The organism is Providencia sp. PROV268, assembly GCF_028477805.1.
Classification (GTDB): domain Bacteria; phylum Pseudomonadota; class Gammaproteobacteria; order Enterobacterales; family Enterobacteriaceae; genus Providencia; species Providencia stuartii.
On sequence record NZ_JAMPLW010000005.1, the window covers coordinates 40,144 to 64,636 of the forward strand.

General features: G+C 40.7%; 23 protein-coding genes and 1 tRNA gene. 12 read left to right on the forward strand and 12 right to left on the reverse strand.

What is annotated here, in order from left to right; translation table 11 throughout:
- The first annotated feature begins 105 nt into the window (after window positions 1-105).
- Window positions 106-564, forward strand: coding sequence for an Hsp20 family protein (locus PR699_RS03805; protein ID WP_014656194.1), 459 nt, complete (start codon window positions 106-108; stop codon window positions 562-564).
- 293 nt (window positions 565-857) lie between these two features.
- On the opposite strand, the gene PR699_RS03810 is transcribed toward PR699_RS03805, so the two are convergent.
- The 3 genes from PR699_RS03810 to PR699_RS03820 form a co-directional block, all read right to left on the reverse strand.
- A tRNA-Pro gene (locus PR699_RS03810) sits at window positions 858-934 on the reverse strand.
- A gap of 73 nt (window positions 935-1,007) precedes the next feature.
- A complete protein-coding gene (gene yejM, locus PR699_RS03815; RefSeq protein ID WP_004920906.1) occupies window positions 1,008-2,726 on the reverse strand; it encodes an LPS biosynthesis-modulating metalloenzyme YejM in 1,719 nt (572 codons plus the stop codon).
- A gap of 22 nt (window positions 2,727-2,748) precedes the next feature.
- Window positions 2,749-2,976 (reverse strand): YejL family protein, encoded by a 228-nt coding sequence (locus tag PR699_RS03820; RefSeq protein WP_014656193.1) that lies wholly within the window; start codon window positions 2,974-2,976, stop codon window positions 2,749-2,751.
- Window positions 2,977-3,218: 242 nt separating this feature from the next.
- Between PR699_RS03820 and yejK the strand changes: the two genes are divergently transcribed.
- On the forward strand, window positions 3,219-4,220 hold the full coding sequence (gene yejK, locus PR699_RS03825; protein ID WP_004920902.1) for a nucleoid-associated protein YejK: 1,002 nt from the start codon (window positions 3,219-3,221) through the stop codon (window positions 4,218-4,220).
- A gap of 88 nt (window positions 4,221-4,308) precedes the next feature.
- Here yejK and rplY read toward each other — a convergent pair whose 3' ends face one another.
- Together rplY and PR699_RS03835 are read right to left on the reverse strand one after the other, a co-directional pair.
- Window positions 4,309-4,590: a 50S ribosomal protein L25 gene (gene rplY, locus PR699_RS03830; RefSeq protein WP_004920900.1), complete on the reverse strand. Its 282-nt coding sequence runs from the start codon at window positions 4,588-4,590 to the stop codon at window positions 4,309-4,311.
- A 162-nt stretch (window positions 4,591-4,752) separates the two neighbouring features.
- Window positions 4,753-6,513 (reverse strand): DEAD/DEAH box helicase, encoded by a 1,761-nt coding sequence (locus PR699_RS03835; protein ID WP_004920898.1) that lies wholly within the window; start codon window positions 6,511-6,513, stop codon window positions 4,753-4,755.
- Between the two features lie 225 nt (window positions 6,514-6,738).
- Here PR699_RS03835 and rsuA point away from each other — a divergent pair, with 225 nt between their 5' ends.
- The 3 genes from rsuA (at window position 6,739) to PR699_RS03850 (ending at window position 9,749) form a co-directional block, all read left to right on the forward strand.
- Window positions 6,739-7,443, forward strand: a complete 705-nt coding sequence (gene rsuA / locus PR699_RS03840) for a 16S rRNA pseudouridine(516) synthase RsuA (RefSeq protein WP_004920895.1) — start codon at window positions 6,739-6,741, stop codon at window positions 7,441-7,443.
- A 98-nt stretch (window positions 7,444-7,541) separates the two neighbouring features.
- Window positions 7,542-8,729 carry a Bcr/CflA family multidrug efflux MFS transporter gene (locus PR699_RS03845; RefSeq protein ID WP_014656192.1) on the forward strand — a complete coding sequence of 396 codons (1,188 nt, stop codon included), beginning with the start codon at window positions 7,542-7,544 and terminating at the stop codon, window positions 8,727-8,729.
- 678 nt (window positions 8,730-9,407) lie between these two features.
- Window positions 9,408-9,749, forward strand: a complete 342-nt coding sequence (locus tag PR699_RS03850) for a hypothetical protein (protein WP_004920891.1) — start codon at window positions 9,408-9,410, stop codon at window positions 9,747-9,749.
- Between the two features lie 86 nt (window positions 9,750-9,835).
- Here PR699_RS03850 and mepS read toward each other — a convergent pair whose 3' ends face one another.
- Both mepS and PR699_RS03860 read right to left on the reverse strand, forming a co-directional pair.
- The gene (gene mepS / locus PR699_RS03855) at window positions 9,836-10,417 is read right to left on the reverse strand and encodes a bifunctional murein DD-endopeptidase/murein LD-carboxypeptidase (RefSeq protein ID WP_004920890.1); all 582 of its coding nucleotides are present in this window, start codon (window positions 10,415-10,417) and stop codon (window positions 9,836-9,838) included.
- A 589-nt stretch (window positions 10,418-11,006) separates the two neighbouring features.
- Window positions 11,007-11,624 carry a YrbL family protein gene (locus tag PR699_RS03860; protein WP_004920888.1) on the reverse strand — a complete coding sequence of 206 codons (618 nt, stop codon included), beginning with the start codon at window positions 11,622-11,624 and terminating at the stop codon, window positions 11,007-11,009.
- Between the two features lie 324 nt (window positions 11,625-11,948).
- Between PR699_RS03860 and PR699_RS03865 the strand changes: the two genes are divergently transcribed.
- The gene (locus PR699_RS03865; protein WP_036940824.1) at window positions 11,949-12,296 is read left to right on the forward strand and encodes a hypothetical protein; all 348 of its coding nucleotides are present in this window, start codon (window positions 11,949-11,951) and stop codon (window positions 12,294-12,296) included.
- 98 nt (window positions 12,297-12,394) lie between these two features.
- Here the strand turns inward: PR699_RS03865 and yeiP are convergent, their stop codons facing one another.
- The 3 genes from yeiP to PR699_RS03880 form a co-directional block, all read right to left on the reverse strand.
- Window positions 12,395-12,967: an elongation factor P-like protein YeiP gene (gene yeiP / locus PR699_RS03870; protein WP_004920883.1), complete on the reverse strand. Its 573-nt coding sequence runs from the start codon at window positions 12,965-12,967 to the stop codon at window positions 12,395-12,397.
- Window positions 12,968-13,097: 130 nt separating this feature from the next.
- Window positions 13,098-14,348 (reverse strand): tryptophan permease, encoded by a 1,251-nt coding sequence (gene mtr, locus PR699_RS03875; protein WP_004920881.1) that lies wholly within the window; start codon window positions 14,346-14,348, stop codon window positions 13,098-13,100.
- A 165-nt stretch (window positions 14,349-14,513) separates the two neighbouring features.
- On the reverse strand, window positions 14,514-14,951 hold the full coding sequence (locus tag PR699_RS03880) for an NUDIX hydrolase (protein WP_004920878.1): 438 nt from the start codon (window positions 14,949-14,951) through the stop codon (window positions 14,514-14,516).
- Between the two features lie 161 nt (window positions 14,952-15,112).
- On the opposite strand from PR699_RS03880, the gene fruK reads away from it, so the two are divergent.
- Window positions 15,113-16,048 (forward strand): 1-phosphofructokinase, encoded by a 936-nt coding sequence (gene fruK / locus PR699_RS03885; RefSeq protein WP_004920877.1) that lies wholly within the window; start codon window positions 15,113-15,115, stop codon window positions 16,046-16,048.
- A gap of 58 nt (window positions 16,049-16,106) precedes the next feature.
- Here fruK and nfo read toward each other — a convergent pair whose 3' ends face one another.
- Together nfo and PR699_RS03895 are read right to left on the reverse strand one after the other, a co-directional pair.
- Window positions 16,107-16,949: a deoxyribonuclease IV gene (gene nfo / locus PR699_RS03890; protein ID WP_004920874.1), complete on the reverse strand. Its 843-nt coding sequence runs from the start codon at window positions 16,947-16,949 to the stop codon at window positions 16,107-16,109.
- Between the two features lie 106 nt (window positions 16,950-17,055).
- Window positions 17,056-18,135 (reverse strand): YeiH family protein, encoded by a 1,080-nt coding sequence (locus tag PR699_RS03895; protein ID WP_014656190.1) that lies wholly within the window; start codon window positions 18,133-18,135, stop codon window positions 17,056-17,058.
- A 225-nt stretch (window positions 18,136-18,360) separates the two neighbouring features.
- Here PR699_RS03895 and yieE point away from each other — a divergent pair, with 225 nt between their 5' ends.
- The 5 genes from yieE to PR699_RS03920 all read left to right on the forward strand — a co-directional run bounded on the left by yieE (window position 18,361) and on the right by PR699_RS03920 (window position 24,300).
- A complete protein-coding gene (gene yieE, locus PR699_RS03900) occupies window positions 18,361-19,224 on the forward strand; it encodes a DNA-binding transcriptional regulator YeiE (RefSeq protein WP_004920871.1) in 864 nt (287 codons plus the stop codon).
- A gap of 215 nt (window positions 19,225-19,439) precedes the next feature.
- Window positions 19,440-20,930 (forward strand): amino acid permease, encoded by a 1,491-nt coding sequence (locus PR699_RS03905; RefSeq protein ID WP_004920869.1) that lies wholly within the window; start codon window positions 19,440-19,442, stop codon window positions 20,928-20,930.
- A gap of 347 nt (window positions 20,931-21,277) precedes the next feature.
- Window positions 21,278-22,402 carry an ABC transporter substrate-binding protein gene (locus PR699_RS03910; RefSeq protein WP_014656189.1) on the forward strand — a complete coding sequence of 375 codons (1,125 nt, stop codon included), beginning with the start codon at window positions 21,278-21,280 and terminating at the stop codon, window positions 22,400-22,402.
- Between the two features lie 18 nt (window positions 22,403-22,420).
- Window positions 22,421-23,515 (forward strand): iron ABC transporter permease, encoded by a 1,095-nt coding sequence (locus PR699_RS03915; protein ID WP_014656188.1) that lies wholly within the window; start codon window positions 22,421-22,423, stop codon window positions 23,513-23,515.
- The gene (locus PR699_RS03920) at window positions 23,512-24,300 is read left to right on the forward strand and encodes an ABC transporter ATP-binding protein (RefSeq protein ID WP_014656187.1); all 789 of its coding nucleotides are present in this window, start codon (window positions 23,512-23,514) and stop codon (window positions 24,298-24,300) included. Before PR699_RS03915 ends, PR699_RS03920 begins: the two co-directional genes overlap by 4 nt.
- The last annotated feature ends 193 nt before the right edge of the window (window positions 24,301-24,493 follow it).

The window sequence follows — 24,493 nt, forward strand, 5'->3', positions numbered from 1 at the left end:
TATAAAATTTGAGCTGGCAGGGTTGAAAAGTGATGAGTCGTCCCTATGTATATTTATGGGTGATAGGTACATCCACTTAATCTCATTAATACTGAAGGAGGAATTATGGCTAACATTAAACCTTTTTCATTATTTCCAACAATTTCTGATAGCTTACTATCTAATCGGTTTGATCAGATAGACCGTTTATTCAGCCAACTCACCGGAAGCAGGCCTATTGCATCACCGGTTCAGACCTATGATCTGAAACAGATTGATGATAGCCATTATGAGCTTACGGTTAGTGTTCCTGGATACCAAGAAAGCGATTTAACTGTTTCATTAAAAGGTGGTCGACTATTGGTAGAAGGGAAACGAGAAGAAAAATCTCAGGAAGATAACGATAAGTGGCTTCACCGTGGAATATCCTACGGTCAGTTTACGTTGCAGTTTGACCTAGGTAAAAATGTAAGGATAGAAAAAGCGGATCTATCAAGAGGGCTTTTAACGGTGGCCATTGAGTATGAATTGCCGGAAGAAGAGAAACCGCAACTGATAGCAATAGAAAATAAAGATAAAAATTAAGTAATTGATATAGAGTTAGGTTATTAGGCTACACATAAGGTGTAGCCTCAATTTGCAACCCTACCAGCTGGTAGGGTTTTTTGCATTTTATTGTTGCAACTATTTACTCATATTCACTCATTGATAATTAAAAAGTATTGATGATGAAAAGAATATTTTTAGTTGCGTCTCTATTTCTATTGGCGGGAAAAGATACAGCCAGACTTTGAAGACTTTAAAAGCAAACTTTTACCCCGCTTAAAATTTAGATACAAAAAAACCAACCATAACAGGTTGGTTTTCTTAGGGAATTCTGGTCGGCATGAGAGGATTTGAACCTCCGACCCCCGACACCCCATGACGGTGCGCTACCAAGCTGCGCTACATGCCGAACTGCGATTAATACTACTCATTTTCCCCATGAAAGCAAGACATTGATTGCACGACTGATTGATTTTTAAACGTTAATTTTCATTAAAACGCTTAAGCTCTGTGAAAATCTTCAATAACTGTGCAAGATCAGGTTTTTGGTCTTTAACTTCTCGACCTTGCAGGTCATAGATACTAAATTGACCGTTATGATCCATATATAGGGTCGCACTATTGGTCGTGATCACTACATCATTGTCATCGCCGGTAATAACCCACGGGTATTTACGTTCTGGGCTAAATAAATCTTCCCCTTGGCTATAATCCTCCGGCGAGTTAGACACATGCAGTAACCGTTGCATAATCGTCGTCAATACGTCTTGGTGGCTTGTCAGCTTATCAATTTGTTGACTCGGTGTATTAGGCCAATAGATAAGCAGTGGAACCTGCATTTTTTCCCGCTCAAAACGTTTATTACTAAACCAGTTTGTCGTGTCAGATTGTTCAGCATTATTATAATTCGCTGTAATAATAACAATCGTATTTTTCAAGCGACCATCACGTATCAGTGACTCTATTACTTGATTGATTTGTTGATCCGTCTGGTTACTTCCCGGTTTACCTTTAATATTTAAGAAGGAGAACCAAGGCGATTCATTTTTTAAACCTTTTAACCAGGAATCCCACTGAGAAATTGTTTGTGCATCACTATCAGCCGCTTTTGCAGGTAATGAATAATCGGCCAAGATAGCTTGACGGAAAAGAGGGGAATTAAAGCCATCGGTAGAGAATAGGCCGAATTGATACCCTTGTTTCTGCAATGCTTGGATAAGCACAGAGGCATACCGCTCATTAAGAATATTATCAAAATAGCTGGATGAGATACCATAAAATAGGCCAAAGAGAGCAGTATCGTTACGTAAACCCGTCGTATAGTGGTTGGTGAATTCGGTACTCATCTCTTTAAATGATTTCAGCGATGACATGCTATTTTGCTGTGTTTTATTGCCTAAATCATCAACAACAACTAACAGCAAGTTATAACCCATACCTTGGTCATAGTAGCTGAGCGGTTTTAATGGATACTGGATTTTTAGTGCAGTAGGGCTACCTTGTTGGAAAACACGATTTTGATGTTCTGATAAGTCCAGCAGACCGTATTTATCAAGCAGTTTCCTTGCCGTCATAGGTTGTGACAGCGGGTAATTATAGCGCTGCATGGTAATGGGGCGATAGAAATTAGCATCAGACCATGCATACATTAGGTGCGACATAATAAAGGTCGCAATAAATATCCCCGCAAGTGGCTTACCAAAAGTTTGCCTGTTCAAACTGCGTAACTTTTGCCAACTCCACGTTGCAAATAGCATTTGAACGAGAAAGATGATTGGGATAGTGATAAACATGAGTTGCCACTCGCGAGCCATTTCACCTTTGTCAGGGTTGATGACAAGATCCCAAACTTGTGGCGTTAGGTGTAGGCCAAATTGGCTAAATACCCGAATATCAAAGAGTAATAATGTGGTGCCAACGGTGGCAAGGGCAACACAAATCAGCCTCAGCAGCCGCTGAGACATCACAATAAAGGTCAGAGGAAAGACAATGAGCAAGTAGCAAGCAAAAACGACAAAGCTAAAATGGCCAATCCAACTGACGAAGGCAAAAATACGCCCAGCTAGCGTATCAGGCCAATCGAAAATAAACAGATAGCTACTGCTTAGCCCGAGGCTAAGCAGTATATTGAAAAGTGCAAACCAGTGCCCCCAACTTATCATTTGGGAGACTTTGTCACGGTAGCGCTGCTGGGTCACCATACTGTTTATTTCATTAGTCTATTTAGTGAGATTGATCTTCTTTAACAGAAGACAACAAAGCGTTGGCGAAAGAGTCTGCAATCATTTTACGTTGAGTTGGCGCAACAGACGTATTAAGCAGATTGGTCACCATATTGCCTAACACCATAAGTGAAAGATCTACAGGAGTATGGTTTTTTTCTAACACGCTGACAAGTTCAGCAAGCAAAGTTTCAACTTTTTCATCACTATAGCGAGATGACTGTGGCATAAATTTCGACATCCTAAATTAGTTAAAGCTCACCTATGATAGCGTATAGCGGGATGTTTTTCTTCATTCTTCGCAAGAAATTTATATTCAAGTGAGAATAATGCTTATTAAGATAATTTGAATGAGTATTAGTTCAATTTTGCTAAGTAAAAATAGGTAGAGGTGACGGTTTCAGTTGCAGATAAATAGCATCGGTGTTTGAATACGCGCGACAATATTTCTGCTTGAACAAGGAGCCTACAATGAGTCTGGAAATTACCCAGATAGCTTTACATCAGTTGATCAAACGCGATGAACAAACACTCGAAGTGATGTTACGTGATTCTCTGTTGTCAACCGATAACGTTGTGCAAGACATGATGGCAGAATTACACCGAGTATACAGTGCGAAGAGTAAAGCGTTTGGCGAGTTCAACGAAGAGAGTGAGCTGGCGGACGCATTGAAATTATTGCGTAAAGGTGAAGAGGAGTTTCTCGGTTTTAGCCGTGCAATGACCGTGCGCTTAAAAGATGAATTGGCAAAATATCCCTTTGCTGAAGGGGGCGTGGTGCTCTTTTGTCAATATCGCTACCTCGCGGTTGAATATTTATTAATCGCGGTATTAAGCAGCTGTGACAGTATGTTCGTGACAGATAACCTCGATTTATCGACGACACATTATCTGGATATCCCTCATGCAGATATTGTAGCGCGTATTGATTTAACTGAGTGGGAAACGAACCCAGAGTCAACCCGTTACTTGACCTTTTTAAAAGGGAGAGTAGGGCGCAAAGTCTCTGACTTTTTTATGGACTTTTTAGCGGCGTCAGAAGGTCTAAATGCAAAAGCTCAAAATAAAGGCTTAGTACAAGCGCTAGATGATTTTTGTGATAATGCTCAGATGGATAAAAATACGCGTCAAGCGTATCGTCAGCAAGTCCATAATTATTGTACTGAGCAGTTGCAATCAGGGGAAGAAATTGAATTACAAGCGCTATCGAATGAGTTGCCGGTAGTTGAGGAACAAAGCTTCAGTGATTTTGCTCGCCAAAATGATTATCAATTAGAAGATAGCTTTCCCGCAGATAGAGGTACGTTAAAGCAACTGACCAAGTTTTCTGGTAGTGGTGGTGGAATAACGATCAGTTTTGATGCATTACTGATGGGAGAGCGTATTTTTTGGGATCCAGTCACAGATACATTAACGATTCGAGGCACTCCGCCAAATTTGCGGGATCAACTGCAACGTCGTAGTGGCAAATAAGGTAACCACTAAAAATAAATAACGCCGCAATTGCGGCGTTATTTACTCGGCGTCCCGATAAATTCTAAAGCTCGGCTTGTGGCTTTAATTAAACGCGCAGGAAGTCAATGTGCGTCACTTTTGGCTTGAATGGGTGACGTTGAATTGCCTGAACTTTGACTTTAGTTTCTTTACCATCGATAACCAGGCTCAGAACTTCATAAAATTCTGCTTTGCCTTCTTGGTTAATCACTTCATCATGGTTAAGAGTAACAGAGATAGCTTCTTGGTTGCCACCGTAAACGATAGCTGGAAGCTGGTTTGCTCTGCGCAGGCGGCGGCTCGCACCCTTACCCTGCTCTTTACGTGCAATTGCATTAATAGTTAACATTACTATTTCTCTATACAAGAAAAAAATAAAATCCTGCTACAGGCGACCCAGCAGCAGGTTCGAGATTTGGCTTGTTGATGTGTAATTCGCTGACGCGAAACATCCAAGCGGGCGGCATTTTAACGGAAAACCGTCTTTACAGCAATCATAATCTAATCAATATCAGGAGTAGAGTTGGTCGGCAACTCGAAAACGCCCTTGATAATCAAATATTTTTTGGCGGATCTCCCAATAACTTTCCTTCTTACGAGCCACTATAAATTGAGGATAACGTAATAAAGCCTGCTGAGAGATAATGTCATTAGCCGAAGACCAATGAAAAGGAACGCCTGGCGCACGGAAATGTTCCCGCAAGAAATGGTATTCAAAAGCACGGCGTTGCGCCTGCGTATGCAAACGAAAGCGCTCCGAAACGGAGGTGCCATCTTCATCATAGTACGTGATTTTTAGCCATTCACCTTTGTTATCAGCACCATTGGTTAGTGCCATGCCGCCGCAACGTAAGATCAACGCATCTTTTAATTTCAAAGCCGCTTTTAGCATATCGTCAGGATCAGATAATACCCCATCGCATTTTTGGCAGCGGCGAGCGGCAATATCGTTTTCTGCACCACAATGAGGACATTGTTTAAAACGAAAACGGTACTCACATTGCTGCTTTTGACCTAATTCATTCTCTTCCCAGCCTTGGCAGCGGCGACCATAATGCTCGATAATTTGCCCATCTTCGGTGCATTTTCCCCAAAAAGTATTAGCAAACTGACAAAGAGGGCAGAATACCTGAACGGGAACACTGTTGGTGTTAGGCTTAGTTGAACCTACCTCAGGGCGAAAGAGGTCGTGAGGATTCCCTGCATAGTCTAAGATCAGGCACTCGGTTTTTCCCGGTGAAAGGCGCAAGCCTCGGCCTACAATTTGCTGGTATAAGCTGACAGATTCTGTTGGGCGTAGAATGGCAATAACATCGACATGCGGGGCATCAAACCCTGTTGTCAGAACAGAAACGTTGACTAAAAAATGCAGCTTTTTCTGCTTAAACTGTTGAATAATAGCCTCTCGCTCTATCGCGGGCGTCTCGGCGGTAACTAAGGCGGCGGTCTGTTCAGGTAAATAGCCGAAAATTTCTTTTGCGTGTTCAACGGTAGCGGCAAAGATCATACAACCTTGCCGCGGTAAGGCGTATTCAACAATTTGAGCGACAATTTTAGGTGTAATACGTTTTTGTTTCTTAATAGAAAGGTTTAATTCTTGTTCATTAAAAATGCCGGCGGAACTGAGAGAAACTTGGCTAAAGTCATACTGTAATACTGGCATATCAAGGCGTTCGGGGGTGACTAAGAAATGATTTTTAATCATGTAATGCAAAGGTAACTCATAAATACATTCATGAAAAAAGCAGTTCTCATCGCCTCTTATCATGCCGTGATAATGATATTGATAGATCCATCCTGAACCGAGTCGATAGGGAGTGGCGGTTAAACCTAGGATCTTCAATGCAGGGTTGTACTGACTAAGGTTATTGATAATTTGTTGATATTGGCTTTTCTCATTCGCGCTAATACGATGACATTCATCAATGATAATTAAGGAGAAATTATCATTAAAACTGTCTAAGTTTCGCGCAACGGATTGTACGCTGCCAAAGACGACTTTGCTTTGGGATTGTTTGCGATTTAAGCCAGCAGCGAAAATATCAGCCTCAAGGCCATAAGCGATATATTTTGCATGGTTTTGTTCTACTAATTCTTTGACGTGAGCAAGAACCAATACTCTTCCTCGAGCTAAGCGAGCAAGTTCGGCAATGACCAAGCTTTTTCCTGCTCCCGTTGGTAGCACAATCACGGCAGGTTGCGTGTGTTGGCGAAAATAACGAACGGTCGCATCGACAGCTTCTTGTTGATAGGGACGAAGGACAAAAGGCATATTATTCAGTATTAATTAAAAATAGTAAGTCGCTTAATGTAAAATTTAGGTTAACACAATGGGTTGAGCTAAAAACACGCGTTAATTTTGAGACGCTATCACTTGTAGTTAGTTATTGATATAATAAAAGATGTGAGCACAATCACAATAACCTTTCAATTTTATTTCTAACAACTTAGTTGTCTTTAGGCACTAAGTTACTATTCCATCAAATTAAGAGTGTTTATGCGACTGGATAAGTTTTTGTCCCAGCAATTAGGGATTAGCCGGAGCCTAGTGGCGCGAGAGCTGCGTGCCGGAAAAGTCACTGTAGATGATGAAATTGTCAAATCAGGTGCGGTACAAGTCAGCCCTGAACAAGTTGTCGCTTATGAAGGCAGTGTTTTAGTTCATGTTACAGGCCCGCGTTATTTTATGTTGCATAAGCCTCAAGGCTATGTTTGCTCAACAGACGATCCTGCTCATCCCACCATTCTCTATTTTATTGATGAGCCGCTGGCAGACAAATTGCACTCAGCAGGGCGCCTTGATATTGATACCACAGGGTTAGTATTGCTAACCGATGATGGTCAGTGGTCACATCGCATAACCTCTCCCAAGCACCACTGTGAAAAAACGTATCGAGTTGAGTTAGAAAACGACATTGCTGACGATGTTGCAAAACGCTTTGCCGAAGGCGTCATGCTAAATGGCGAAAAATATCCAACCAAGCCAGCTCAGTTGGAGGTCATCTCTCCAAAAGAAGTGCTATTGACCATCAGCGAAGGGCGCTATCACCAAGTAAAAAGAATGTTTGCAGCAGTAGGAAATCATGTTTGTGGGCTACACCGCGAGCGTATTGGTGATATTTGGCTCGATGATGATCTTGCTCCCGGCGAGTATCGTGAGTTAACCGAAGACGAAATCAACAGCGTTATCGTTCCGCGCTAACGATAAATTATTAATAAAAATAAATAAAATCGTTTCTGGTGTGCGACATATCTTTAAGGTGTGTCGTATCAGGCGAGAGCGAGATAGGAGTTTAAAGAGTGCAACAGCAAAAATCATCCTACATAGGGTTGATATTAATATTAGGCTTATTATCAATGCTTATGCCTTTAGCCATTGATATGTATTTACCTAGCTTTTTAGTGATGGGTGAGTACTTCAATGTCGATGAAGGGCGTATCCAGATGACGCTTAATAGCTATATTTTTGGCTTTGCAATTGGGCAGCTATTTTATGGTCCAATGGCCGATAGTCTGGGTCGTAAGCCTGTGATTTTAGGCGGCGTCATCGTATTTGCCATCGCCTCAGCAGCATGTGCGCTTTCCGAGTCAATCGAATCACTCATCTTGTTTCGCTTCCTACATGGTTTTGCTGCGGCGGCGGCTAGTGTTGTGATCAACGCATTAATGAGGGATATGTTTACGCGTGATGAGTTTTCACGCAGCATGTCATTTGTTGTTTTAGTGATGACAATAGCCCCACTATTGGCACCGATTTTAGGTGGCAAGGTGATGTTATGGTTCTCATGGCATGCCATTTTTTGGAGTATTTCGATAGCGGCCGTGATTGCGGTTATTTTAGTGAGTTTATTTATACGTGAAACGTTACCTGTTGAGAAACGGCAACCCTTTCATTTAGGTAATACATTAAGGCAGTTTGCAACCCTTTTTCGTGCCAAACAAGTGCTGTTTTATATTTTAGCGAGTTCATTTTCATTTGCGGGAATGTTTTCATTTTTGAATGCGAGCCCGTTTGTTTATATTGAACTGAATGGCGTGGCGCCAGAAAATTTTGGTTACTTTTTTGGTATTAATATTATTTTCTTATTCATTATGACCACATTTAATGGTCGTTATGTTAGGCGCTTTGGGGCAGAGCGCATGCTCTACCTAGGGATCATTGTCCAATTCACCATGGGAATTTGGTTACTGGCGACTACGGCAATGGATGTTGGCTTCTGGGCTTTGGTGCTTGGTGTGGCGATTTATGTCAGTGGGATTGCCATGATAACTTCAAATGCAATGGCGGTAATTTTAGATAATTATCCACATATTGCAGGTACGGTTTCCTCATTAGCGGGAACAATCCGTTTTTCCATTGGGGCTTTGATAGGAACTTTACTATCGATGATCCCCGCTAAGTCAGCATGGCCGATGGTTGGCTCTATGGTTGCGTGCGTGGCTTGCTCAATGCTATTTGTTTTATTGGCGAAACGCGCCAAAAAATAAATTAATCCAATAAGACTGGCTGTTTCATGGATGAAACAGTGGTTTCCTTCGTACTTATTTCATTTCGTGACCATCTCTTTTTATATAGTGTTAAGCAAAAATTAATTACTCGGTAAAACCGAATTTTTTACCAGTAAAATTGGAAAGTATGAATAAAAATGATCTAAATCAATAATCATTTGATAGCGATTTGTTAAATTTGTGTATTAAACTCAGGTAATTGCAGTTAAGTCATAAGTTGGTGGAGTTAGTGAGTTTTCTTCAAAATTACTCAGCTTATTATTAATGCCCGTTTAATAATGTAAAAAAAATGACTAATAGTTAGTCTCGGTGTTGAGTTTTAAGATCAAAAAAAATTTAAAATTTAACATTCATAGTAAAAAAATGTGCATGCAAGGATTTATGTCACAAAAATTTAACGACACGAGTAATATTTAATGTTATATTTAGGTATGTGTATTTAACAAACCCGTTACTTTTGGGCTTTGTCGCGAATTCGGTTTGAACGAAGTTTGATATCGTTTACTGACCTCTAAACATTTATTTAGAGGAGGGAGAGTCAAAGCTTAAGGCTCGTAGGTATCTCGCCATAAAGGCAGCCTCAGCGAAGCGTTGATTAAGTAAATAGCCTTCGTTCAACGAACACTATGATGGTTTAGGTAGCAATAGGAATTTGTTGTGGAAAAATCAGGTCTTTCGGTTGTGCACAGGCTGCCGCAAAGTTACCGCTGGTTATCTGGGAAAATAGGCACGGACGTTGAAGTCGTACCTACAGATGACTTCGATAGCGATAAACTTGTGGGGCTGAAATTACTCAGCCATGACTGTGCTACAGATTGCATTGCAATGAAGCAGTTGTCAGAATCATTGTCTGAATTGCAAATTGAAAGTGCGATTTTAGAATGGCAAAAAGAAATTTGCCTCTTTATTCATGCTAGTGATGAACTTGCCGCCATGTGCCGCTTAAAGGCGGCTGGTGTTGCTATCGCGGAGCTTGAGTCAGGTTTTTATTCATCCTAACATCGCTATTGAACGCAATAAAAAAGCTTCCAGTTTTTAACTTGGAAGCTTTTTTATTGGCAAGGAATTTAAAAAGGTATTATCGGTTATGAACCATTAATGATGCGGCGACCAGCGTAGTACCGTTTGCTCCAATACTCATTGGTCATTTCTGATACGATAACACCACTGCTGGTAGAGGCGTGAACAAACTTATTGTCACCAATATAGATACCAACATGCTTCATGCGGCGACCGGTTTTAAAGAGAACCAAGTCACCTGCTTTTAAATTGTTACGGTTAACACTCTTACCGGAAGACTCTTGCTCTGAGGTAGTACGTGGTAAGGCAACACCAAATTGTTCAATAAAGGTACGTTGCACAAAGCTTGAACAATCAATACCACTTTTTGTTGTACCGCCAAGACGATATCTCACACCTTTCCAATTTGCATATTGATTCATGATCTTCGATTTGGTATCGACGCTTTGAACGAGTTGTTCGAACTCATCTTGAGAAGCCATTGCTAACGAATCGGAAGAACCATTTAACATACGTGGTTCAGAATGAGTGGTACGTTGAGCATTTCTTGAAGAATCAGGGGCAGTACAAGCTGACAGTGTCGCGGCAATTGCTATTGCTGGTATGATGCGCAAAATGTTGCGCTTAAATTTTTCAGATGTTGCCATTATTGTTAATATCCCTTGCCATTTCTTATTGTGTTTTTTTCCACACAACAAACGTAAACTTATCCCTGTGAAAAGCGCATTTTACAAAATGCGACACTGGCTTTTCACAGAAAGCGTTTAATACAGAACAACTAAAACTTGTATATGAGCAAAACGACGATTTGCTGCGTTGGCGACACATTTGTTATGTCAACATAACAACAAACTGTTAAACACTCACCGTTAGAGTTTGGCAGTTGCATACTTATTTCGCCAAACATAGAGAGCATACATAAACGAAAGCAAAATGGCGAGTTAATAAGGTAATAATTTACAAAACATTATATTAAGCATGGATGTGTATCATCTTTTGTACATTTAGAGTTAAAAAAGTGTGTGTGTTATCGTTAGGTACTCAAATAATCGAGTAAAAATAACGATCTAGATCACGCTTTGAGTGAAACAACATTTGCTTAATAGCATAACAGCGTCTACAGGCTTTTTTGAATTGTAAAGAAGTTTAAATTTTTCTAAATTGAATAATCTAATACGATGGTGAAGCATACGATATTGCGCCGCAAGATCAAAGCAACGCAATATCGTTTTGCCACTAGTTTATTTGCATATTAGCCAGTTTGACGTGATATTCTCTTAGCATTCGCTGTTCAAAATCGGTAAATCGACGAGTGAGTGTGGCTCGAGCGATTGTAGATGAAAAGTAGTCGACGGGAATTAAAGTCGCACAACCTAGATTATCAATGATAAAAAATTGGCCGTGGGGTTTATAGCCTAATTGATAAACAATATTGTAAGGCTTTAATGCCATTGTCACTATTGCATCTTTAAAAACAGTCTTTTTAAAAATATCATAGGCAATTCTCATATTTTTTTGATGTTTTAAAAAAGCATTTTTATTTTTTAAATAATAATCCAGCGTATTGGATACATTTCCCGCTTTATCTTTTATTAACTGAAATACGTAGCCTGTACCTAACGTGGTTTTTTGAATGCCATAATAATGGGCAATAGCATCTGATGATGATTTATTTCGGTAAATTCGTTTGTAATACTTAATTTCACGTATTGTTTCTCGATCATCTCTATTTGAATGATGAACTTTGACACATAAATCATCACGCTCGGGATGCTGATAACATGCACGTTGCCGACCACTTGCAATCAAGAGGGATGGCGTCAATTCGATGGTTTTTGAAAGTAATGTTTTCATAGTGAATTAGGTTATAAGTCTATTAGTGATCATAACGACTATTGTTAAGGCTTCTATTTCTAAAAATATCCGTACTAATTTTAATAGATTAAACCTAATGGGAGTTGCAATATGTGTGATCGTCTCAAATTTGTGATCAACTTAACTAATTATGTGTTATTTCTTAGAGTTTGAGAAAAATAAAAAACTACGACTGTAAGTTAAATATTGTTTCATTCATTCAAATTAAGATTCGGTTATTCAGTAATAAAAAGTAAAAAATTATTACAGATATAAATAATTCATCGCAGATGACGATAACCTAATTTTAAGCGGATGACTTTTATGAAACTTACAGCAAATAAAATTTCTTTGACAGCGCTATTAGCAATAACCATTTTTAGCTTTTTTCCTTTTGGTAGTGTTCAAGCAAAAGAAAAAAACTATGTTGGCGGTGGAACGATTACCTTTATCGGTGCAATTGTTATGCCTCCATGTCAAATTGGTGCAATTGATGGGCATATTGAAACCACATGTTGGTCTAGCAATAAAGGTAAACCAGAAATAACAAAAACGTCTTTAAAAAAATTGAGAGTAGGCATCCATGAATTGCCTAATAGTCAAGGCACTCAAAGCTTTAAATGGATAAATAAAGAACAGACGTTGGGTGTGTATACACTGACATATAACTGAATAAAAAAACTTAAGCGGTTTATTAGGTAGGAAGTTAGTTTAATTTGTTTAAGAAAAAGAAAGCCCTATGGGCTAATGCCCATAGGTGATATATCCAATTAATCGCAGCGGCCCATATAGCGGCGTTCAGGAATATGAATACGAATTTTTTCACCACTCGTGAGGTATTCAGGGACTTGAACCGTTAGGCCTGTTGCCATTGTTGCAGGTTTTGTTCGCGCACTGGCTGAAGCACCTTTAATTGCAGGTGTTGTTTCTACAATAACCATATCAACGGTTTGTGGAAGTTCGAGCGCCAATACTTGCCCATCCATCGTGAGCACCTGCATGCCAGGCAATCCCTCTTCAGGGATAAATAACAGCTCCTCTTCAATGTCTGCACGTTTAAAGAGATAAGGCGTATAGTCTTCATTATCCATGAAAACATATTCATCACCGTCGATATAAGAGAAGCTAACAGCGCGACGAGTTAAAGAGATGGTTTCTAAAATATCATCACCTTTAAAGCGTTCTTCGACTTTTTGGCCAGTCTTAATATCAGTAAAGCGCATTTTATATAAAGTACTGGCGCCACGAGCGCTTGGTGCCTGAATATCGATATCTTTAACCAAGAGCAGCTTGCCGTTGTAACTCACCGCAAACCCGCGTTTGATCTCATTGGCTTTTGCCATAAATAACCTTCTTTATTATCGTCAGAAAAGAGTGCGACAAAATTACTCGCAGATAGGCGATTAGGCAAGATAGGAAATGTACTTTTCAATAAAAAAAATCTCCCCAACGGTGATGTTGGGGAGGGTATCATCAGTAAACAGGCAGTAAACCAGATAAGGAGAGTATGTGTGCTACGGCATTAATGACACCAAACAAGATAACAAATAGGATGATACCAATGCCGCCAGGCGCCCTATAACTGTTATTCGGGAAACGCTTACGACTTGCCCTTGCCATCAGCGCGGGCACAATCACTGCCCAAATAGTGGCAGCGAGGCCTGCAAAGCCAATGGCATAAATAAAGCCATTAGGAAAAGCTAGGGCAAATACAGCCGGTGGCAGGAAAGTGATTAAGGCAGATTTTAAACGGCCTTGTTTGCTATCGTTGAATTTAAAGAAGTCAGCAATAAAGTCAAACAGCCCCAAAGATACACCTAAGAATGAACTTGCCAGTGCCATATACGAGAACAAATTCAAAAACTTCGAAATAAAATCGCTGTTGGTAGACAAATTCATTTGCTTAAGCAGTGCACCAATATTATTGCCGTCCTCACGAATTTGGATAAAGGCAGAGCGTGGAATATTCCCTTGGACCGCATACTGCCACAAGATATAAATGGCAACGGTGATAATCGCACCATAGACAAGGCTACGAACCACAGAACGGCTATCTTTATTATAGTATTTTACAAGCCCAGGAACGTTACCGTGATAGCCGAACGATGTCAGCAAATAGGGCAGTGCAGCGAGGGCATAAGGTAAATAATGTGTATTGCCTTGATCGACTTGGTTAAACAGAATCGAAGGTGAGGCTGTGGTGACCATACCGCCAACTGACATAATAAAGGTGATAACCATACCACCAATTAAAATGGTACTTAAACGGTCGACGGCACGCGTAGATAACCAAACAACAAAGGCAACCAGAAGTGCGAAGAACAATCCAGAAACGGCTTGTGGAACGTCCATTTTTATATAGGAAGATAAATTTTCCGAGATAATCGAGCTACCCGCGGAAATATAAGCATACGTTAAAATATAAAGGACAAAAGTAATGGATAGCCCATTAATTGAGTTCCACATAGGCCCAAGTAAATCTTTAACCATGGTATGAAAACTTGCGCCAGCAGGGTAATTCATATTGGCTTCTAAAATCATTAATCCTGAAAGCAGCATACAAAAAAAGGTATACAGCAAAAGTAGGATAGAGCCTGTAAACCAGACACCGGAGGTCACCATGGGGATTGAAAACATACCAGCGCCAACGGCTGTACCCGCGATGATCATCGCCCCACCTAAGATGGAGGGCTGCTTATTTGTTTTTACTGCATCAACAGACATGGAAACTCCCGATTAATGTTTCTTTGTACTAGCTTAATGATACAGTTGAGGCATGTTGATGTAAACAATAATTAAAGCACAAATAGGTAAAATTAAGAGTAGTAATAATAGGTTGGGTGATTATTGTACAAATAGCCTTGAGCTATTTGTACCTGAGTAAAGCGATTAAGCGGGGTGATGATAAAATTGTTGGTTTAGCCAGAGGTCAATGGCATTACGGCTAGCCTCAAAATGGGGTTCTGGGAGTTCATTCGGGGATACCCACATCAAGCTTTCGCACTTATCTTTTTCCATGATTTGCGGCTCGATATCGCCATTATATTCAACATGCATACAGATAGAGACAGTATGTTTACCTTCTTGGTGATAGGTGTTTATATTGTTACTAATACCAAAAACCGTTGGGGCGGTAATATCAATACCAATTTCTTCTTTTATTTCACGAATAGCACAGGTTTCGAATGATTCCCCAGCATCGACATGCCCCCCAAATATTGACCAGTAAGGTGCGTGCTTGCTGCTGCGTTTGCCCATTAAAATTTGGCCTTGTGAATTCGTGATAATTACGCCAACACCAACGACAACGCCATCAACAGTAGACATCAACTTCTCCTTTCTTTTTTTATTCTATTCGGTGCGATTCTGCCAGTTTATAGCAGAAAAACAATCAGGAAAAACTACAAATATCACTGAAGCCATTGTGTTTTAATGGTATAACTATGGCTGCATACACATGACGATAATGATAAGGGAGATTCGAGGTTATGACTCGCCGGGTTGCTACAATTACATTAAATCCTGCCTATGATCTTGTTGGGCTATGTCCATCAATCGAAGTCGGTGAAGTCAACTTAGTGAAGACGGCTAGCCTCAATGCAGGAGGCAAAGGCGTTAATGTCGCGAAAGTTCTACGAGATCTTGGTATTGATATCACAGTTAGCGGCTTCATGGGGAAAGATAACCAAGAAGAATTCCAACACTTCTTTAGTGATAATGGTATGGCAAACCGCTTTTATATGGTGTCAGGACGCACAAGGATCAACGTAAAGCTGACAGAAGATAATGGTGAATCGACAGATTTCAACTTTTCTGGCTTTGAAGTCAGTAAAGAAGATTGGAACCGTTTCTCAACGGAGTCACTCAATTGGTTAGGCCATTTTGATATGGTGGTGGTGAGTGGTAGCCTACCAAATGGGATTGATCCCGAAGAATTCACTCGTTGGATGAGCCGCTTGCGTCAATTATGTCCATGTATCATTTTCGACAGTAGCCGTGAAGCATTAAAAGCAGGGTTAAAAGCCTCGCCTTGGTTAGTAAAACCCAATCGCCATGAATTAGAAATGTGGGTGGGTCGCAAGTTACCTGAATTGAAAGATGTCATTGCGGCAGCACATGAATTACGCGATAAAGGCATTTCTCATGTGGTTATCTCGCTTGGTGAAGAAGGGGCATTATGGGTGAATGCTTCAGGCTCTTGGTTAGCTAAACCGCCTCGTTGTGAAGTGATCAGCACGGTGGGGGCTGGTGATTCAATGGTTGCAGGCCTCGCTTATGGCTTACTGAATGGTGAATCTAGCGCACACACATTGCGTATGGCCACGGCTATTTCAGCGTTATCCGTATCACAGCCTGATGTTGGCTTAAAAAATCGTAATAAGCTTGCCGATATGATGGCAAAAATTGAGATGGAATCACTGTAAAACGATAAAGGCGGCGGAGGTTAACTCGCCGCCTTTATGCTTTATAGATAGTGACTGGTTATTTTTGCTGTGACTTTAGCCAAGCAATTTCTTGGGGCCAAATATCTGGATTAATGGTTTCAAGGATCAGAGGGATACCATCGAAACGAGGGTCTTTCATTATGTAACTAAAAGGTGTGTAGCCTATATTACCTTCCCCTAAGCTATGGTGACGGTCGACTCGGCTGGCAAACTCACTTTTGGCATCATTTAAGTGCATACCTTTGAGGTACTCAAAACCAACAATGTCAGAAAACTGTTTGAAAGTCTCTTCACAAGCCTCCTCTGTTCGCAAATCATAGCCTGCTGCAAAGGCGTGGCAAGTATCAATACAAACACCTACTCGGCTTTTATCATCCACATCTTCAATGATTTTTGCTAAATGTTCAAAACGATAGCCTAAGTTTGAACCTTGCCCCGCCGTATTTTCGATGACGGCAATGACGCCTTGAGTTTCATTTAGGGCGATATTGATAGATTCGGCAATACGAGCTAAGCAATCATCTATATCGATTTTTTTCAGGTGGCTGCCAGGGTGAAAATTGAGTAGGTCAATACCAAGCTGCTCACAGCGTTGCATTTCGTCAATAAATGCGATGCGTGATTTTTCTAACGCTTCTTGCTCTGGATGACCTAAATTAATTAAGTAACTGTCATGCGGTAAAATTTGGTGCTTACCATAACCGTACTTTGCACAGTTAGCCTTAAATTTTTCAATCACCTCCTCGCTAAGAGGTGGGGCTTTCCACTGGCGCTGATTTTTGGTAAACAGCGCGAATGCCGTAGCGTTAATTTCATGAGCGCGAATAACAGCTTGATCAACGCCTCCAGAAGCGCTGACGTGTGCTCCAACATATTTCATTCTTGACTCCTTCTTTTATGAAGAAGTATGCCATTAATAGGGGAATAAATGAAATCAACAAAAAGGCCGCATTAAATGCGGCCAAATTAAAAAATGAACAAAGAGTTTATAGGATAGTTTGGATAATGGCATTGATGGCGAAACCACCAATGATTAGCCATACAAATAAGATAAGCGCCATCAATAATGGTTTGATCCCCGCCTGACGTATTGCACTAACATGAGTTGTTAAACCGAGGGCAACCATGGCCATCGCCAACAATACGGTATCTAACGTGATAATGTGTTTTACTATTTCTGTCGGTATCAAATTGAACGAGTTGAACGCAGCGACCAGAATAAAGATAACGGCAAACCAAGGGATCGTGATTTTGCTTTTTTGGGCTGTTTGTCCTTTAGCGACCGCAGAGCGGCGGCTCAAATAAGCAGATAAAATAATTAAGAAGGGTGCAAGCATCATCACTCGGATCATTTTGGTGATCACGGAAGCATTCTCTGCGTCAGGGCCGATAGTGTGACCGATAGCGACGACTTGAGCGACTTCATGCACTGTTGAGCCAATATAAATACCAAAGGTGTCTTGGGTCTGTGTGAACCAACCAAAATGTGCATTAAGTTGATAAAGCCATGGATACACAAAAATGGCGATAGTACCAAAAATCACCACCGTTGAAACGGCGACGGCAACTTTACTGGCAGAGGCTTTGACAACAGGCTCTGTCGCCATAACCGCTGCGGCTCCGCAAATACTGCTACCTGCACCGATTAAAAAAGTGGTTTCATCATCGAGTCCAAACACCTTTTTACCTAACCAAAAGGCCAACAAGAAAGTGGATGCGAGGGTAAGTGCATCAATGAGCAACCCTGTGGCACCAACATCAGTAATTTGTTGGAATGTTAGGCGAAAGCCATAAAGTATGATCCCCGCACGTAAAAAATAGTGTTTGGCAAATTTGATCCCTTCATCACAACGATGACTAATAGCAGGGTAGATTGTATTCCCGACGATGATGCCTAATAAAATTGCCAATGTCAGGGCGCCTAAACCGACATCAATAAACCATTGCTGCTCTCCAAGATATATCGAAATTGCGGTTAAAACTCCCGCTAAAATAATACCTGAAATTAGTTTTAGAGCTGGGGGCTGTGCGCTCTGTACTAACGTTTTTGTATTGCTTTTATCCATAACCTTACCTTTAGTTACGACTAATACCCTTCATAAAGCGGTTTATTCAGGGTATAGATAATTTTGGAATAAGCATATAACAAAAACTATAATAATTTAAATTGATTGTTTATATATAATCTATCTGAATTTCTGGTTATAAGTTTCTTCTGGTAAGTTGGTAATAAATCGTTAATATTAACAATATTATTACAAACTCTAGTGAACAATGTTGGGGCTACCTGTATGCGAATAACACTTAGGCAACTCGAGGTATTTACGGAAGTACTAAAAAGTGGCTCCACGACGCAAGCATCCCAATTACTCGCTTTATCGCAATCTGCTGTAAGTGCGTCGTTGACCGACCTTGAAGGGCAACTTGGAGTACAACTGTTTGACCGAGTAGGCAAACGGCTTGTGACTAATGAGCATGGTCGGCTGCTCTATCCCAAGGCATTGGCGTTGCTTGAACAAGCGTTGGAAGTAGAACAATTATTCAAAAAAGAGATGGGGGCGGTGCGTCTCGCTGCCAGTACCACAATTGGTAATTACATGCTGCCATCACTGCTGGCGGAGTATCGTCGTGACCACCCGACGATCCCATTAGAGTTAAATATCAGTAATACAGAGGAAGTTATTAAAGCGGTGATGGAATTTCGCGCTGATGTGGGTCTTATTGAAGGCGTGTGCCATAGCCCCGAGTTAATTACCGAACCATGGCTAAAAGATGAATTGGTGATATTTGCGGCTCCTAGTAATCCATTGGCGGGAAGAGCACTCACCTTAAAAGAGTTACGTGATGCGCCTTGGGTGCTGCGTGAAAGAGGCTCAGGTACACGAGATGTGCTCGATCAGCTGTTATTTGCTCATTTACCGGGTTTTCATATTTTTATGGAGCTTGGTAATTCGGAGGCTATTAAGCATGCAGTTCGCTTTGGTATGGGGATCAGTTGCTTATCAAGACGCGTTATTGAGGAGCAATTGACGAACGGGTCGTTAGTAGAGCTAGAGGTTGAAGGGCTACAGTTACAGCGAACACTGTATTTGATTTATCACCGCCAAAAACATTTATCTAATGCAATTAAAAACTTATTAGATTATTGCAAGTAATGTGTTGCTGATTTAACAAAGTTTATGGATCGTATAAACCCAAATGGTCAACAAGGTTGTTATTTGAACTATGATGCATAGGATATAAGTGTTTTACTAATAATTCCGTTGGGATTATGAAGGTATCTTATAACTGCCAAGAGTTACTTAGTTCTGACAGGATGTTTTGCTAGAATTCCTTCAATATTGATTAAATAAAGAAAAACAGGGAACAGATGTCAGAACAACAAACCACTACGGTACAAGGTAGCGGACAAAGCAAATTACGTCGTGAGTTGAAAGCTCGCCATCTTGCAATGATTGCCATTGGCGGCTCCATTGGCACCGGCCTCTTTGTTGCATCCGGTGCAACCGTTGCACAAGCAGGTCCCGGCGGGGCGCTTCTTTCTTATGCAATTATCGGCTTAATGGTCTATTTTTTGATGACCAGCTTAGGTGAACTTGCGGCTTATATGCCAGTGTCAGGTTCTTTCGCGACCTATGGCGCTAAATATGTTGATGAAGGTTTTGGTTTCGCATTAGGCTGGAACTATTGGTATAACTGGGCTGTAACTATTGCTGTCGACTTGGTTGCCGCGCAACTGGTCATGACTTACTGGTTCCCTGATACGCCGGGTTGGATTTGGAGCGCAATATTTTTAGCCGTCATTTTCTTACTGAACTATATTTCTGTTAAAGGGTTTGGTGAGGCAGAATATTGGTTCTCACTCATTAAAGTGACAACCGTTGTTATTTTCATCGTTGTCGGCGTATTGATGATTTTTGGTATCATGAGTGGTGCTGAAAATGCGGGATGGCATAACTGGACCATCGGGGATGCACCATTTGCTGGTGGTTTCTCTGCCATGATTGGTGTGGCGATGATTGTCGGCTTCTCTTTCCAAGGAACCGAACTGATTGGTATCGCCGCGGGTGAATCTCAAGACCCTGCGAAGAATATCCCTAAAGCAGTACGTAAAGTATTTTGGCGTATCCTTTTGTTCTATATCTTTGCAATCTTGATCATTAGTTTGATTATTCCATATACAGATCCTAATCTACTGCGCAATGATGTTAAAGATATTAGTGTTAGCCCATTTACCTTAGTATTTGAAAATGCTGGGTTGCTATCGGCAGCAGCAGTAATGAATGCGGTTATTTTAACGGCGGTACTATCGGCAGGTAACTCAGGGATGTACGCCTCAACACGTATGCTGTATACCTTAGCCCGTGAAGGTAAAGCACCACGCATTTTTGCTCGCCTCTCAAAAGGTGGGGTACCGCGTTATGCGCTATTTGCCACTACGGTAATTGCTGCTCTGTGCTTCCTAAGTTCAATGTTTGGTAACCAAACTGTCTACTTATGGCTACTGAATACTTCAGGTATGACAGGGTTTATTGCTTGGTTGGGGATTGCAATTAGCCATTATCGTTTCCGTAAAGGTTATATTGCGCAAGGTAAGGATATTAATGACTTACCTTATCGTTCGGGCTTCTTCCCAATTGGTCCTATCTTTGCTTTTGTTCTCTGTTTAGTGATTACATTAGGGCAAAACTATCAAGCGTTTTTAGAAGATAAAATTGATTGGGTAGGGGTTACAGCCACTTATATTGGTATTCCATTATTTTTAGCAATTTGGTTTGGCTATAAAATAGCCAAAAAAACGTCAATTATTCGTTATAAAGACATGGAATTCCCAAGCTACCGTGAAAATCTGAATAAATAATTGCTTAAATTATTTACACATATTCAATAACAGTAAGTTATAAATAAAAATGCCAATCAACAATGAACTGGGGTCAGTTCGAACGTTGATTGGCATTTTTTATAATGGGAAAAACCGAATAATCGGGTCGTTTCCTCATGATGTGCTTTGCATGCTGAGTCTGGCGTTATCTTCTTTTTTAAAGACGAAATAGCCAATTTATCAATTGATTAACAAAAATTTTCGTCCACGATCACAATTCAATACATAGATGGAATTAAATCAGCAATCGTATTGATAAGTATTCTTATTTGCTTTATTGTTATGGGCACCAAAATAAAGGGGATAAGAGGTTTGATGTGAAGTTGATGGCAAAGTCGTTAGCAAAAGGGATAGGTTTAGCATTATTTGCAGGCTCTGTGATGAGTATCAGTATTAGCTCATTGGCTGCAACAGTTACTGATGTTGCTGGTAGAACGGTTGAAGTACCTGATAATGTTAATCGTATCTTACTTGGTGAAGGCCGTTTGTTGAGTGCAATTGCTTTACTTGAAGGCGATAAACCGCTTGATAGAATTGTTGGCTGGCAAGGCGACTTACGTAAACTTGATCCACAAACTTACGCGGCTTATAAAGCTAAGTTCCCTCAAATTGATAATATTCCATTAATTGGTAATACCAGCGCTGATAGTGTCAGTGCCGAAAAAGTATTAACACTGAATCCAGACATTGCGATTTTTGGCCTCTCTGGTCATGGCCCCGGTAAAAATAGTGAGTTAGTAGGGCAGTTAGAAAAGGCGGGAGTGCCTGTTGTGTTTGTTGATTTTAGAGACAATCCACTGCAAAACACGCTACCGAGTATCCGTATGCTTGGTAAAGCATTAAATCGCGAACAGACTGCAGAAAAATATGCTGATTTTTACGAAAAAAATCAAAAATTAGTGACTGATATCACCAGTAAAATCCCTGAAGATAAAAAGCCTACCGTGTTTATTGATTTACGTGCTGGTGCATTTGAAGATTGTTGTGGAACCGCAGGCAACGGGAACATGGGGAATTTTATCGACCTAGCGGGTGGGAAAAATATCGCCAAAGATGTGCTACCCGGTGCCTTGGGTAATATGAACCTAGAAAAGGTTATCGCTGTTGACCCACAAATTTATATCGCAACAGGTGCTAAAGCTCCCGGCAGTAAAGATGTCGGAGTGCAATTAGGGGCACAAGGCACTGTTGAAGATGCAAAAAGTAGCTTGAAAAAAATGACTGAACGCAAAGGAATTAGCTCTTTGTCAGCGGTGAAAGATGGCAAAGACTATGCAATTTGGCATAACTATTACAATTCTCCCTACAACGTATTAGCGACTCAAGTATTTGCTAAATGGTTCTATCCGGAGCAGTTTGCTGATCTGGACCCGCAAAAAACCTTGAATGAATTACATAGCCAATTTCTTGCAGTTGAGCCAACCGGCATCTATTGGGTAAGTGAGAAGTAAATTTTGTAGGTAATAATAATGAGTCTTACTACCGAGTCTATATCAACTGTTAAGCCGTCAGTGAGAGAAAATGATAATGGTGTGAAGCAGCATTATCAAAAAATGTTACGTCGTAGGGTAGCATGGATTGCCGTGATCATCGCTGCAATCTTATTATCATTGGTTATTGATTTCACATTAGGCCCATCCGGCTTATCGCTGGAAAAATTATGGCAAACCATCGTATCCCCTGAATCTGTAGAAGCGGGAACTCGTGTGATTGTTTGGGATATCCGTTTGCCTTATGCCCTTATGGCCGTTGTGATTGGCATGTCACTTGGCCTTGCTGGGGCCGAGATGCAAACTATCTTGAATAACCCGTTGGCAAGTCCATTTACCCTCGGTGTTTCCAATGCCGCTGCTTTCGGTGCGGCATTAGCGATTGTTTCCGGTATTGCTATTCCTGGTGTGCCTGATCAGTGGGTAATTTCAGCGAATGCCTTTATTTTTGCACTATTGGCTGCACTGATGTTAGATGCGGTGACCCGTTGGACGCGCGTTGCAACATCGGGTGTCGTATTGTTTGGGATCGCATTGGTATTTACCTTTAATGCTTTAGTTTCAATGATGCAATTTATTGCCACAGAGGACACTCTGCAAGGTCTAGTATTCTGGACAATGGGGAGCCTTTCAAAAGCAACATGGGTAAAACTCGGGGTGATGACACTCGTCTTTGCTCTAATTTTCCCATTGGCGATGATGAGTTCATGGAAACTGACTGCACTGAGGTTGGGCGAAGACCGAGCGATCAGTTTTGGTATTGATGTCCGTCGGTTACGTTTAACCACATTGTTGCGTATCAGTATCTTATCAGCGTTGGCAGTCGCATTTGTGGGGCCTATCGCCTTTATCGGTCTGGTTGCTCCTCATATCGCGCGCTTGATGTTTGGTGAAGATCACCGCTTTTATTTGCCAGCAAGCGCATTAATTGGTGCCTTAGTCTTATCCATGGCATCTATTGCATCTAAAAATATTATACCGGGTGTCATTATTCCTGTTGGTATTGTGACCTCACTCGTTGGTGTACCGTTCTTCTTAAGTATTATTTTACGTCATAGAGGTAGTGTGTCATGACAGATGGCCTGATTATTAATCGCTTTAATGCAGGTTATCCTAAAAACCCTGTGATTGAAGGGCTGACAACAGAAGCTTTACCAAGAGGTCAGATCACTGTGTTATTAGGGCCAAATGGAAGCGGCAAATCGACTCTGCTGCGCTCTTTGGCTGGTTTAAATAAAGCTACAGGGCAATTGCTGTTAGATGGAATGGATTTAACACAGCAAAACTTTGCTCAGCGTGCGCAAAATGTTGTCTATTTACCTCAAAGCTTACCAGCAGGTGTTCATCTTTATGTCTTGGAATCAGTGATCGTTGCTCAAAGAGCATCGGGTGGTCTGAGTCATGAAAATAGTAAAGATGAAGTGATGCATTTATTGCGTCAATTAGGTATTGAACATTTAGCATTAAGTTATTTAGACCAATTATCAGGTGGTCAAAAGCAATTGGTTGGTTTGGCACAATCATTAATTCGTCAACCAAACTTATTGTTATTAGATGAGCCATTAAGTGCATTAGATTTAAATTACCAATATCACGTTATGGATTTAGTGGCGAAAGAAACAAAGCGTCGCAATATTATTACGGTGGTTGTGGTTCATGATATCAATATTGCGTTAAGACATGCTGAACATGTTTTAATGCTAAAAAAAGGCAAACTGATTGCTCAAGGTGAACCAGAGGCCGTGATTACGCCAGATAGCTTGGCTGATGTGTACGGTGTTAGGGGGCGAATAGAGCGCTGTTCTCAAGGGGTACCACAAGTTTTAATTGATGGCTTAGTGGATAAGTTAGCGAGCTAGTTTTGATATAAATTAATAGTGTCAATGAAATTTAGATTGGCACTATTAATTGAATAAGAGAATAAAGGTTATATTTTTCTAGCGATAATTAGTTATAGAAAATTTCAATATATACAAATAGTATTTACCATAAATTTTCTATGGGTAATTTTTATTATCTAATAACCAAAAAAATAATAATAGTAATGATAGG